The 14172-nt window shown below is 66.1% G+C and carries 4 protein-coding genes and 1 pseudogene; 3 read left to right on the forward strand and 2 right to left on the reverse strand.

Annotated features, from left to right (window positions below; all coding sequences use genetic code 11):
* Positions 1–4: 4 nt before the first annotated feature.
* On the reverse strand, positions 5–11791 hold the full coding sequence (locus G6N58_RS02105) for a scabin-related ADP-ribosyltransferase (RefSeq protein WP_163907765.1): 11787 nt from the start codon (positions 11789–11791) through the stop codon (positions 5–7).
* 61 nt (positions 11792–11852) lie between these two features.
* On the opposite strand from G6N58_RS02105, the gene G6N58_RS30670 reads away from it, so the two are divergent.
* Positions 11853–12017, forward strand: coding sequence for a hypothetical protein (locus tag G6N58_RS30670; RefSeq protein WP_232068179.1), 165 nt, complete (start codon positions 11853–11855; stop codon positions 12015–12017).
* Here the strand turns inward: G6N58_RS30670 and G6N58_RS31160 are convergent.
* Positions 11963–12970 (reverse strand): annotated as a pseudogene (locus G6N58_RS31160) (NUDIX domain-containing protein); the annotation flags it as partial. The gene G6N58_RS30670 and the pseudogene G6N58_RS31160 sit on opposite strands and share 55 nt — an antisense overlap.
* 490 nt (positions 12971–13460) lie before the next feature.
* Between G6N58_RS31160 and G6N58_RS02115 the strand changes: the two are divergent.
* Complete coding sequence (locus G6N58_RS02115; protein WP_163907767.1) at positions 13461–13697, forward strand: hypothetical protein; 237 nt, start codon at positions 13461–13463, stop codon at positions 13695–13697.
* Positions 13698–13981: 284 nt separating this feature from the next.
* Positions 13982–14131, forward strand: coding sequence for a hypothetical protein (locus tag G6N58_RS02120; RefSeq protein ID WP_163907769.1), 150 nt, complete (start codon positions 13982–13984; stop codon positions 14129–14131).
* Positions 14132–14172: the final 41 nt, after the last annotated feature.

Raw genomic sequence — 14172 nt, forward strand, 5'->3', positions numbered from 1 at the left:
GGTATCACTCTGAGTCGGAGTCCGAGTCGAAGCTCAGCCAGCTCTTCCCGGGCCCCCGCGAGCTGCGGACGTCTAGGAAGAAACCGCCCTCGATGGGGTCACGGCCAAGCGAGCTGCGACCGCGCGACGACGATGCCTGCGGCCCGCGGCTTTGGGCCTCACGATCGATGGACTCGTCGTCCAGGACCGCAATCGGCGGCGTCAGCGTGGAGGTGGTGGCGGGTGCAACACTCGCTTCTGCAGACTCTGAGCGGGCAGCCTGCAGCGGAAGATCATCGAGCCTCGGAGGATCGGACGCGTCGACCTCCTGATGGCCCGTCGGCACCTCCGCCAGCCGTACCGTCACCCGGCGTGTTGCCGGCGCATCCGTGGCCCGGTTGCCGGACGCGGGAGCACCACCGGGCAGGGTCTTCCCGCGCGACGTGGGTTGGTCGAATCGCACCATGCTGGGGTGGATTCCGCGCTCGCCGAGGCGTACCCGTATCGCGGTTTCCAGGAACTCCAGGGTGGCGCGCGCGCGCTCCATGCCGACCGAATCGGCCTTGTGCAACACATTGCCGCCGTTGCCACCACCATCCGCGTGCACCACCACAGCACCTTGGCTTGCTACAGAACGGCGAACCGCCTCATTGACCACATGGTCGAGGAAGGGTTGGAGTTCATCGCGCTGCACGTCGCCGAGCTGGGTGCTCCGCTCGGCGAAGTCGACGTGCACCTCGCCATCGGTCACCGGAGCTTCTTCCTCGGTTCGAATGACGACCACCCGGCGCGCCGTCTCGTCCGACCCGAAATCGTGCGGCCTGCCGGCGGTACCGGGTATTCCCCGTCCCCGCGATTCCGCCCGGAACGTCACCTGCGACGTCGGGACTCCGCCATCTCGGAGCTGACGGTGCACCTCTTCCTCCAGGACCCTGTGGATCTCGGCGGCCCGCCGCTCACCCACGGTGGTCGGCCTGCCGTTGTACGGCCAGCCCTGGAAGGGCCAGCGGCGCCCGTTGCCACCGACATCGACATACACCACCAGCCGGGTCGAAGCGGGGTTGGCCTGGTATCGCTGCGTGGCTTGCAGGGCGATCTGCGTGGCGCGAGCGTGAACGGTGCGAACTTCCCGATCATCGAGCGTCTTGGCCTTCTCTCGGAATTGCAGCTCGATGGGTGCGTCCACGTCCAGCGCCCCGTTGTCTGAATCACGTTCTGATCCAGTGGTGTTCGCGTCGGGAGTTGTCGCCGGCGCACCCCAATTCAGGCCCCACCACCGGCGACCTGCCGACGGCTCGATGGCGGGCTCGTGTGTCCGTCCGATCCCCAGAAGCGGCCGTCCGGTGACACGGTGATCGTCACCGTCGAGTCCGTCCTGGCGGCCGGCCACGATCCGCCCGAAGTTGGTCAGCGACTGCGACCGCGATCCCATCGCGTCCAGGTAGCGGTAGTACGAGGTATGGGTCATCACGGTGGACATCTCATCCATGGACCTCGGGAACTCCGAAGCCAGGCGGCGTGCACCGAACTGCTGCAATGCGGGATCGATGCCTTGGCCGATCATCGCACTCGGATCCGGTGTGCGCCCCAACGCGGTGACCGGATCCCGCGATGAGCTGGCGACAAAGACATTGGTCCCGATGCCGAAATCGGCGGCGGTGCGCTGCGGCCCCGCTCCCGGAGACCCGAGCAAGGTGATGGTCCGCACCTGTTCGGCCAGTCGACCGTCGCGACCCGCAAACGACGTGGTGGTCGAACCGTAGGAGTGCGCGAATACGTGATTGTTCGAGAACCTGCTGCCGTCAGGGGCGTTGGGATCCCGCCCTGCGTTGAAGGCGCTGATGTCGGCGTGCAGAACTTCCCCGCCCGCTTCCGCCAAACCCCTGCCCGTCACCCGGACAGAACGCCACCCGCTGGGTGCGTCATAACCGATCCACACGATCACCACGGGATCGGGCGCCCCTTCGGCGCGGGCGGAATCCACCAGGTTCATGGCGTCATCGAGGAGATTACCGAGGCTCGCCATGGTGGTGGTCATGCCCGGCACTATCCATGACACCGAGGACGCGCGGTACGGGTCACCGCCGACGGCGACGAGGATGCGGCCGTCCCGGGAGTAGGCCTCGGGCTCGAAGCTCAGCACCATGGGGCGCCCGCCGTCGCTCGCCTGCGAACGGTGTCCCGCATGACGCAGTGCACTGTGGACCGCGTCGAGCCGCGTGATGAACGCCGGCAGTCGCGAAGGATTGGCGGCCTCGCGCGCCCTCGCGTCCGCCAACGCCTGACGGTTGGCCTCGTCACGAACCTGCGGTGGTAGCCCTTCGGCATTTCCCACCTGCTCTGGATAGGCGGTGATCATCGCACGACGTTCCTCCCCCGACAGTGCCTGCCACCAACGGGCATTCAGCCGCGCGGTCGCAGCGCTGCCGCCCGCGTTGCCGCGCGGCGGTCGGATCAGGTTTGCGTCAACGAGCCTGTCTGGACCGACGAAGTGTGTGTCCGTCGGGGAAACTCTCTTCCTCAAGGCCTGCCGCGAGAGCGCCCGAGTGGACCCGTCGACTTCACGGTCAGGTTCGAAACGTGGGATGTCCCGAGCCATGACGTGCTCGCTGCGATCCTCCGGCATGGTCAGGAAGCTGACACCTGCTCCCGGGGCGCGGCGCGGTGCGGACTCAGCCGTGGGCTTGGATTGTCGTCCCTCCCCCTGCGACTTCTCCTGACGCTGATCATGATCGCCGGTCGGCGAATGGTCGTCAGAGTCCTCGGCGTCACTGGGCAAGGCGAATCGCACGCGGCGAACTCTGTCCGAATCCTTCGTCGGTTCACGATCATTGATGCGCGTAGCGGTCGATTTCAGCGCCGACCACGTGTCAGGGCCCAACAACGAAGGTCGGGCCAACGGTCGCGCGACCGGGGCTTCGGGTGGCCGTGTGCGCGTGTCTGCTGCCTCGCGGACCGCACTCCGGGGCTTGCTCTGCGACGCCAAGTGCGCACTCAGTGCACCCAGGTCCCTGGCCGCCTCGGGGCGCTCGGCGAAGGCCGGTGTGTCGGTGGCAGAACTCAACGAGAAACCACCGGGTACCCCCACGGCTCCCCATTCTTCGTCCAGATCGTCGACATCCTTTGATGCGACGTCCTGTGATGGTGCACCCCGTGACTCTTCCTGAACGGTCGACCCGTCCGCGGCATCATCGGAAGGGGACCGAGGCGGCGCCGGATGACGCGGATCGGGCGTGAAACCTCCCGGCACGCCTGCAGCACCCATCGACTCCGGGGATTCCTCTGCGTCACTCGATGAGTTGGTCTCGGCAGGCGCGATCTGGCCGGTCGGTGTGGAACTACTGCGCCATGAGGTGACCGCCGCGAGTGCCTGCGGCAGATATCGTTGGCCGGCCCCAACTGCGGAGGACGACAACCACGCCACACCTTCAGCGAGCCGGTCTGCGTAGGTCGCGCTCATCCCGAGTGTGTACAGCAGCCAGGGATAGGCATTGTCGATAGACCGGAACGTCTCGCCTCCGCTGAGAGCATTGACCACACCGGGAAGGATCGCCACCAGCGCCGGAGGCGTGAAGTGGATGAACTGCTTGGCTGCATCGGCGGCAGTGACGCTAGGGTCGAGCATCTCGGTGACGGTGCGCACGATGAGGTACGTCGAAGCCGGAACCACCGTGGACATGGCCAGGGGGTTGCGCGCCAGAACGGACGCCGCGATCCCGCCTCCGCGAACAGTCGCCGTCACAAGGGCGTAGCCGAACTTCGGCCAGAAATCCACGTTGCCCACGCTGGGCGCCGGCGGTACATCCACCAACTGGGCGGCCAGGCGCTCCAGTTGCAGGATGTCCTTTCCGATCAGGGAGATCTGGCGCTCCGTACTCTCCGAGACATGGGCGCCACGTTCTTCGAACAGGTGCTGGGCCCTCTCGATCATCGTGAAACGAGAACGTAGTGAACTGATACGTCGCGACAGCGCTTCCTGGGTCAAGTACACAGGCTGGCTCTCCACCGCACCGGCATCGGCCGCGCGGGAGGAGTCAGAGTCCGAGAGGAGCCGCAGCCGGCCCTTGGCCAGAGCGATCCGCTCGGTTTCCGGCATCGGAAGGCCCGCGCCGACGGCGAGCGAGAGGACTGAGTCAGCCAGGCGCGGAAGGTAATCGGCGAATCCCGCCGCGAAGAAGACGAGTCCCTGTAGGGAGCCGGAGATGGCCGCCCATTCGCCGACCGACAACCTGGGGTTCTCGCCGGTCAGCAGTGAACGGTCCATGATGGGGCCGAGATTGACGAACCCCGGGACGTTGAGCGGAAGCACCAGATCGAATGCAGTTTCGCTCATCAGGCGCGCACTGTAGGTGGCGTGCCGCGCCAGGCCCCCCATGGTGAGTGCAGCCTTCGTATGGGTACCGGCAATGAGAGAGACGAAGTTCAGCGCCTGTGGGTTCTGCAAGACCGGTGCGATATAGGGCGGTGCCATCAACACGATGGGCAAGAGGGCATTTCGAGCCCGGATGAGCCGACCTTCATCTCGCAGCAATCCCTGGACCGAGCCCATCGCCTTGCCGACGATGGCCCCCGCTACGTTGTGCAGCATCCGGTAGGCCGTCTGTTCCGACTCGGAGAGTGAGCGTCGTGGGTGCGCTGCTGCCAGCGCATGGAGATCTTCGAGGTCCTCCATGAGGCTCGCCAGAACCGGCCTCCCGGTTTCGGGGTCAGTCAGGTCCTGTCGGAGGATCTGGACAAACGCCGCGTCGTCGCGGTGAGCGACGTCTCTGTAGATGGTGGTTGCTGTGGCGAGGGCAACCGCCGGGGGGACGGGGTTCGCCCGACCCAGCGTGCTGGTCACCCCACTGCCGGATGTCTCCGGCCGGGTGGCTTCTTCGACGTCCCGGGCGGGTAAGGCCGCATCCACCGTCCGTCGAATGTGGTCGTCCAACGCGCCGTCGGGGTTGTCGCGCTCGACAACCGGCAGATTACCGTCGTAGTGGTTATGGCCGTTGTAGCGGACATCGACTGTGCGAGAGGTATTTTCCGGTCCGACCCTCGATCCGTTGACCACGTCGTGCACCTGCACGTTCAACGTGTGGGCCACCAGGGTGGAGAACATGTCCCCGAAACTCGACGTCCAGCCCCACTCCCCCCACGATTCCACCGCCTCGAGCAGGTGGGCATACTCCATGTCGGTCAAGCGCCGGGTACTGGCGGTGCGCACCGCAACACGCAGGTCCTCGATGCCGCGGAGATCGCCGATCGTGGGCACTCTGCCGCGATTCCGCAGGTACTCGAACTGGGCCTGCTGCCCGACCTGAGGTTCCGCGTTTCGCCTGCCGTCGGCCTCGATCCCCGCCTCGTGACGAGCCAGTCGTTGCGCCTCTGCCCGGCCGCGGCTGCGGGTCAACTCTCGGGTCCGCTCGGTGACATAACGCTCGCGCAGTCCGTCGGGAGAGAGCCACTCTTCGGACTCCACCCGATGGTTCTCGTCGAGACCCAGTGCCGAAAGGCGCTCCCGGAGTTCTGGCACGCCGGCGGCGGCCACCCAGTTCTCCAGCCGCGTCCGTTCCGCGTGGTTGCCGCGGAACAGTTGCACCGCTCGGTCCGGTAACCCGCGGCCACCACGATCCAGGACGAACTGACGAACCTGCGCGTACAACGCGGAGCGGGCATGCTCCAAGGGCCCGCCCGCCAAGGCAGATGGGTTCCTGCTGCGGGCCTGGTCCAATGCTGTCGAGTGTGCCTGCGCTGCGGTCATCGAGTCCGGCACCCATGCCGGTGGCCACAGTTCCGGCGGCGTGCTTAGTGTGACTGCGTTGAGCAGGCACCACCCGTCACCGGGGACGCGAATCAGGTTCTCGGCGTCTGCTGGGGCGGCCTTGACCTGTTGTTCCTTGGGGGCCCCTCCGCGCAGACTCACCACCTTCTGGCGTGCCGCGAAATCTCGTGCCGCGGTCTCACCCGAGCGATGCCACATGTACAGAACGCGCAACGCCGCCTGCGCGGCCGGTTGGTCGCGGTACGCATCCAACCGATAACCCTCTTCGGTCAGCTCACCCCCGCCCGGCGACAGCCACCGATGGACCGCCTGCAGCCGTTCCCGGAAATCCGGGTGCTCTCGCACTGTCTCCCAGTGCGAATCGATCCACCTGAAGTCCCTCGGAGCGACCATGTCTGACATTTCTATGGGCGACCCTGCCTCGGCTACCTCGGCGGTGGACTCGGTGGCGCGGCCTGTAGCGGCGAACAGTCCAGACACAAACGACGGCATCAACGACGCGACCGCAACAAACCAACTGAAAGCAGCAGGCAACCGGGATATCCCCGCCGCGAAATGGTTGGCCATCCACTCGCCGATCCAAGCCGCGTAGGTCATGCTCAACAGTCCGTAGGCCGCCATCACCACCGGATAGGCCCGCGGGTTACCCCAGACCGCTTCTTTCTTGCCCTGCAGCGTGGTAATGATCGTCGCAAGGTCCACCAGGACGCCCGGCAAACCCTCCGAGGTGAGGTTGGTGAACACCTCACGGGCGTCGTCGGCGGACCGGGACGGATCGAGAACCACTGCGATGGCCCGTGAGAGCACATAGGCCGCGTCCGCTGTCGACGAGGCGAACGTCAGCTTGTCTGAATACCATCCGGCCGCAGGCGCGATGGTGTGGACCAATAGATGGGGCAGCAGGAACGCCGCTTTCGCGAGCCACTCCGGGTTGGCCTGCGACCAGAACCGCGTCGGCTTGATGCCTTGCAGGCCGTCGAGCCACTGTCGCGCCCATCGCACATCGTCGTCGACAAACTGAATTTGTGTCCGCAAGTTCTCCGAGATGGCCTGTCCGCGGTCATCAGCCTGGAATTGCTGTACCGCCTCGCGGAGTACCGCGACGGCCCGGTCAAGTCGCCGGGCAGGTGCAACCAGATCTTCGCGCGCCATCGGAGTTCCGTCGCCGATATCAGCACGCGATGGCAGTGCCTCATCCCCGGTCCGGACAGCGCGCTTGGACGTAAACGGCAGCGATCCCCGCCTCTGCCATGCACTCGGACCGTAGCCGAGTGAGAAGTACCACAGGATCGCAACGCCGAACATGGTCCAGCCGAAAGCTTTGCCGTCCTCCAGTTTTGGATAGCGAAGGGCGAAAGCCCAGGGAGCCTCCGACAGCCACGGCAGAGTGGAGTCTCGCGCGTAGTTGGCCAGCAACCTCAAGTTGGCGTAGGGATAGAGCAACATTCCGATGTCACGCGGGATCACCTTCGAGAAGCCCGACACCAGTGCTGCAATGTACGCGCGCTCCTTCTCCGATACCGCGTACACCCACGGTGCTACCGACAAAACAGTCATCCCCGCTGCCACGCCCAGCGTCTTCAGAGATCGCGGCCAGTCATAGACCGGTCTGTTCCTCAGGACGTCGGCACTGCTCGCCGCGTCGCGCAGAGCAGGCGCAACCGATGTGCGCATCCTGACATACGTCTGGCGGTGTGGGCCGTCGCTCGGTTGAGCATTGGAAGTAGATGCCTCGACGTCACGCGAGTCCATTTGCCCGGCCAATGCCGACAATTCATCACTCAAGAATTGCAGCAGGGGTACGTCTGTTCCCGGGAAGGTCAGCTGACCGAGGAACTCCATGAACTCCGCATCGTCGTGCGGCGCAAGGTCCTGGTAGGCCGAGGTCGCCTCCATGGCAGCCCGCCACCGCCCCTTGCCCTTGGTCGGCCTCCCGCCGCGCTCTTGATCACCATTCGTGCGGGCGGCGTCGTGGCGCGCCAACGCCTCTCGCACGTGGGCGGCGTCGTCTGGATCGGTCTCGGACGGAGGCTCCGGCTTCGGGTCCGGCTCGGGCTTCGGGTCCGGGTCCGGCTCGGGCTTCGGGTCCGGCTCCGGCTTCGGGTCCGGCTCCGGCTTCGGGTCCGGGTCCGGCTTCGGCTTGGGCTCGAGCTTCGGGTCTGGTTTGGGGTCCGGCTCGGGCTTCGGGTCTGGTTTGGGGTCCGGCTCGGGCTTCGGGTCCGGTTTGGGGTCCTGCTCCGGTTCCGTTTCGGACTCAGGGCCGGACTTCGGCTTCGGCTCGGGGTCTTGCTCCTGCTCCGGGCCGGACTTCGGCTTCGGCTTCGGCTCGGGGTCTTGCTCCGGTTCCGGCTTCGGTTCGGCTTCGGGCTCAGGCTTGAAATCCGGCTCCGGGTCTGGTTTGTTCTCCGGGTTTGGTGTGCTCTTCGTAGCGGAATCAACCTCGCTTGCGGTGTCGGACTCGACGGGTCGAGCGGCATCGTAATGGCTTGTGCCGTTGTAGAAAACATCCACCGCTCGCCCCGTGGCGGCAGGACCCACATCTTGCAGGCCGGCGTTGTTGCGGTTGCGTATCCGCACCCCCAACGTATGCGCCACCAGTGGAAGGAACATCTCACCAAAGTCGTTGTTCCACCCCGCCGAATTCGGCTTCCACCGCTGCAACGCGGCCAGCAATCCGGCATGCTCAGGCGCCGTCATGGGCCGAGAAACCATGGTGTCGACATACACGGCCCGTAAATCCTCGTCGTCCAACTCATTCGCGCGGATCACGACACCGTTCCGCTGCAGGTACTGGACCACGCTGCGTACCCCGAGCGACGTGTCGGCCAACACCAGACGGCCCTGCGGATCCCGCACCATCGCCACCTCGGCCTCGGCTTGGAGCAACGCCTCTGAGGCCGGCAGTCCGTTTGTGTCCCGCAACTCAGCAGCCCGCTGGCGTACGTACACTTCCTGTAAGGCAGTCAACGACAACGAATCCGACGGTGTCACCACCGCGGCGCTCAGGCTGTTCAGCCGTGCCAGTAAGTCCGCACGGCCCAGCGAAGCGGCCTCGCGCTGCAAGGCGCGCATCCGCTCCTCGCTGCGCCGGAACGGCAACACCACCTCACCACCCCACCGTCCAGGTGGACTGTCACTCACGGCCCGCACAACCAACCCGTGAAGTGCCCTCGCCGCGCGCCCCAATGGCGAAGAAGCCGGCACCTCTCCGCGTCCGCGGGTGAATTCGAGCTGCGCACGCGCCGCCGCATGAGCCGACGCTGGGTCGACGAAGTCGCCCCGCATCTCCACCGGCCAATCCCGTGGATCCAGACCAGCCACCACCGCGTACAACAGACACCAACCGTCGGGATTGACCGGTAGCGGCTCCACCGCAACCAGCTCCAGCTCCACATCCTCTGAACCCTGCCGCGGGGGCAGGAGGGAATCCCGTTTCGCTTCCGACTCCGACTCGGATTCCGCGTCCAACTTCGGATCCGATTCGGGCTCGGGTTCCGGCGTCGAATCCGGCTCCTCGGGCGTGGACTCCGCCTTCAGCGTGGTGTCAGCCTCGACGGGTCGAGCGACGTTATCGCCGGCCGGCTGTCCCCACACGCGCGACGCCGCGCTCTCGTGGTCATCGAGCACTCGATCGGTCGAGGCTTCGGGCGCCGCCTCGGCACCCACCGCGAGCCGGTTTGCGATCAGTCGCGACTGACCGGTCAACGTCCGCCAGCGGTCGAAAGGCTCTAAATGTTCTTGCGCGTTGCGTACCTCGGCTGCGGAAAGCTCTCGCCCGGCCCGCTGTTGTGTCGCGTCTGTGAGCTCGGACAGCTCACCGGCGGTCAAGTTTGATGGCGCCACCGGGCCGCCCGGCCGCCGGGACAGCGGCCCACCCAGGGTGCGGTAGAGCAGATCGATCTGGTCATCGAGTTGTGGATCTGCCGACGATCGGCCCAGCAACCGGCCCACACCGGCCTCCGCGACAAACTCCGAAGGATTCACCCGAGCATAGGGACTGACTGCACCCACCGTTGCGCCATGGTCATCTCTGAAGCTTGTCTGGTACAGGTCAGCGAACAGGGCCGGGTTCTGCTGCCAATGCAGTTGGTGCATCAGCTCGTGCAAGACGATGCCCAGCCCGCGGTGTCGGAGTTCATCGGCAATACCCGGTCGGACACTGCCTTCGGGTGGCGCGGTGATCGCCGGAGAAGTCACGATCAGTGTGCTGGGCGCAACGAATGCGGCCATTTCGCCACCTTCGCGGGACAGTATCGGTCTCGCGGTGATGTCCAGATCGACAACTCGGCCGGCGTTGTCGGTCACGGGTCGTACCTCAACGACACGGTGATACGGCGGCAGATAGACCTCGAGCGTGGTCGCAGGCAGATCGAAACCGCCCTGCTCCATGACGTTCAGCGCATCCATGACAAGCCTTTGACGCGGCGCAGCGGTGGGGTCGTCCGCAGAGTGGTGAAACTCCACCGCTGCGCCCCGCCGGGTCAGCTCCACTCCCACCTGCACCGCCGGGCCAGCCTTGGCCAGATGTGTCTGCAACTCCGGAAAAGCCGCAAGATGACGCGGGTTCGCTTCGATCAGCCTGGCGAGGGTGTCGTTATCGATGTCTGTCAAGATGACCCGGGCGCTGCGTTCCACGTTGGCCATCCGGCCTTGGAAATCCGACGTCGCGTTGAGCTGGTAGTGCTCGATTGCCCGCTCCGACAACCCTCCCTCCTCGGTACGAGGGAAGATACTGAGGAACCGATCGTCCAGCGAGAGACCGGTCGCCGGAAGGGGGTTGCGCACCACGATCTCCGACAGTCGCGGCGCCACCGTCAGGTAAGCCGCGGGCTGATCGGCGACCGGCACCAGCTCGCCCTGGCTCGCACGCTCATCATCGCTGAACTCACTGTCCGACTCGAACTCCGTTGTCGGCACACGCAGTTCACCCCCGCGACCCTCTGACGGCAGCGCACGAGCAGCTGCGGGTGCACGCGCCGGCTGTTCTTCGACGTGTGCGACCACCATGCGACGGCGGGCGTGTTTGTCGGTACCAGGAATGTGCTCGGGCACCGCCTTTCCGCGTGACGTCGGATTGCTGTACGCCACAGCGTCATTGGGTAGGCCGCTCCGCAGCAACCGTTCTTCGATCCGTGGTCGGAGCTGCGCCAGGACCGCCTGGGCGCGCTGCTGCCCGACGACGCCCGCTCCGGCACTCACCCATCCATCGTTGCCACCGCCCTGCACATGCAAAGTCACGCCGGGTTGTCCCGCCACGTGGCGGCGCTGCGCCTGCGCCACAACATGGTCGGCGAATGCGTCGATTGCCTGGGTATAAGCCGCACCGACAGTCTTGCCCGTCTTGGGAAACGGCACGTACAATCTTCCGTCCCGCACGCCGTGATCCAGCGGTAGCGCTTCGTCCGACGCGGAATCGAGTCCCATATCGGCGAGGTACCGATCCCACGGGTCACGCTCGTCCGTATCGGTGTCGACGATCTCGTCGTCACGCCGGAACTGCATACTCTCCAGGTCGCTCTCAGGAGAGTCGGATTCCACGTCCGTGAGGTCATCGCGACCTCCCACGGGCCCCATCAGCAGCGGAGGTGCACCGTCGTTGGGCAGGTCGGGATTGAAGTGCTCGGTGTTCATCACAACGGGCCCATAACGCAGCCGCGACGGCCCCTCACCCTCGCTGTCGGGCCCGTCCGGTGCGAAGACCTCGACGGCGCTGACGATGTTCTCTCGCCGGATCCCACCGGGGAACGAGATCTCCGTTTGGTAGTCTGATGACCGGATACCGACGGTCCTGTTCACATCGACCCCGCCGGGCGCGTCGATGGTGTAGCGATACACCGGGCCCTCTGGCGTTTTCGTTCTCAAGTAGCCGAGGTGGGGGTCCCGGGTGGTGGAGATGAAAAGCGTGTTCTTGCTGTTGTGCCGGTAGTCCTCGCGGATCGCGAAGCCCTCTTCGAAGATGACATCGGGGGGTCGACTGTCCTCCCGGTACAGGAGACCGTCGTCGTCGCGGAAGTAGATCGCACCCTCGGGATTGCCGATCCCGTACAACCCGCTCACGTCGGTCGGGTCGACGGTGTGGTCGATCTGAGGACTGGGTCGCGGAGGCGGCATGGGACTGGCCTCCATCTGCGCGCGAACATCGTCCCAGCTGGCCGCCAACCCCGGGTGCAGCGGCAGGTCTGCCACCTCGTCGATGCGCACCCAGCGCAACCTGCCCTCACCGTTCGACGTGGCCCTCATCGGATACGGGACATCGGCGACCACGGTTGAATAGGTCCAGTCGATCCCCGGTGCCGTAGCGGTGACGGCGTGCGCGCGCACCGTGATCCGGTCGGCCGGCACGCCCGCTTCTTCCTGTGTCTCGCGCAGTGCCGCCTGCTCCACGGTTTCGTCGCGGTTCCTGGCTCCACCGGGCAGCCCCCAGGTGCCACCCTGGTCGGACCACTGCGCACGTTGTTGCAACAGCACCATGGGTGCACCGTCGTGGCCCCACGCCCGCAGGAGCAGGCCCGCGGCGCCGTAGCGGCCCCAGTGCAGAACGCCGTCGGTATCCCTCACCCACCCGTCGCCGTCTGTGTCGTCGGGGTTATCACCCTTCGGTGCGCGTGACGTTTCCCGAGGCTGGTCGTCGGGGTCGAACTGCCTTGGCGCGGCGGATGTACGCGCGTTGTCGGCCGTCGTGAGCCACCGCGGGGGGATCGAAAGCTGGCTGTTGGCAGTGCGTTCCACCATCCACAGGTGTCGCGGGCGCAGACGCGGATCGTGACCCAGCACGTCCGACGCCATCATTCCACCGTCCCCGTCGTGCACCCCGGTGTTCCGGGTACGCCGACGTAGCGCGATCCTCGGATCAAGCCCTTCATCGGGCACCCCGAGGTAGTGCAGGATCTCGTGGGCCAGAACATTCTCGGTGGCATCCGGATGCCACGAGGTCTGTGTGGTCTCGTCGAAATTGCCCACGCGCACTGCGGCGTGGGCGCCCGTGCCGGTGAACTCGACACGGACGCGGAACTCGTCCCCGCTGGGCAGGCGGTGACCTCGGTTCAGCAGCCTGTCGACCCCGGCTTCGGCCTTGCGCTGCACGTCGGCCAGAGTGTCAGGCCCGAGAGCGGGGTCGTGCTCCAGCGACAGACTCAGCTTCACCGTGTATTCCTGCACGAACTTGTCGGGAGCCACCTCGATACGCCGCAGGTCATACCGGATCAGGGTGGTGTGCGGGGTCGGCATGCGAGTGGGTGTGCTGTCGGAAAGCACATTCGCGACTTCGGTGTCCACGGTCTGAACGAACACATCCGCACGCTGGGCGTCGATGTGTTCGCGCGGCGTCGGTTCCACCGGGTCGAACCAGTCCGCCGTCGCGTCGGAACTGTGGCGCCATGTTTCGTCGTCGGGCACATCAACATTCGATTTATGTTGCGCCGCTGTCGACGTGCGGCGAGATTCCGGCTTGGGGGGTGTGACAGCCTGCGGGGGTGTGGACCCACCCACCAGACCGACGACGACCTGAGGTTGTTCGTCGGCCGTCGTGCGTGATGTCGCTGGGGAGGCCGCACTGGTTGCCACGCTCGACACAGCCGTAGGTGCTGAGTTCACCGACGCACCCGGCCCTGCGAGCGATGCTTTAGCCGGCGAGCCAGGATTGGCGGTACTGCTCTGGTTCGAAGCACTGCCCTGATTCGCGGTACCGCTCTGATTCGCGGCACTGCTCTGATTCGCGGTGGCGGCAGCGTTGGCCGCACCGCTGTGGTTGGCCGCCCCAACAGGGGTGGAGGAGGGTGAGGGTGTCGATGCAGACGAAGGCGACGTTGCAGTGGGCGGTGTGGCGGGGCTCGGAGTGGCCGCCACGCTCGGTGTGGTTGCCGGTGGTGGGGTGACGCCGAGTGGTGTCGTAGCAGAGGTGGCCGTGGGCGGTGGTGTTCCGACCACGGACTCGGCAGCAGGCGACGTCACCTGACTCGTACTGCCGCCCAGGTCGGTTGACGTCGACCCGGCGCGCGGGGCGGCACCGTCCAGCGACGTAACGGGAAGCTGTGAATCGCTCTGCGGCGGAGGTGCATCGGTAACAGGCGAAGAGTTCGACGGCGAACCCTCGTCGGTCGAGGCACCCTGATCGACCGTCGAGCGCTCCGTTGAGGCGGGAGGCGTCGATTGTGCATCAGGCGACGCCGCAGTGGCATCCGTTGTGAGCGGCGCCGAGGAGGTGCCCGGTTGCCGCTGATCAGGTCCCGGGCTCGACGTGTGGCCAGGCTGGGAATCGTGCTGGCTCCGGGTCGAGTCACCGGGGTCGCCGACGAGATGCACCGCGGCGTCTCCGGGACTGCTCACGGTGGCGTCACCGGAGTCGCTCACGCCGAGGTTCAGGCCGTTCTGACCCGCCGTCTGCGGTGACACGGTGTGATTGCCCGTGTGTTCAGCCGATGTGCCCTGCG

Origin of the sequence: Mycolicibacterium tokaiense (genome assembly GCF_010725885.1) — a bacterium.
Lineage (GTDB): Bacteria > Actinomycetota > Actinomycetes > Mycobacteriales > Mycobacteriaceae > Mycobacterium > Mycobacterium tokaiense.

Bases quoted from the DNA above. Each gene is read 5' to 3' on its own strand.
- G6N58_RS30670 (WP_232068179.1), top strand. From the start codon at position 11,853: ATGGGACTGGCCTCCATCTGCGCGCGAACATCGTCCCAGCTGGCCGCC.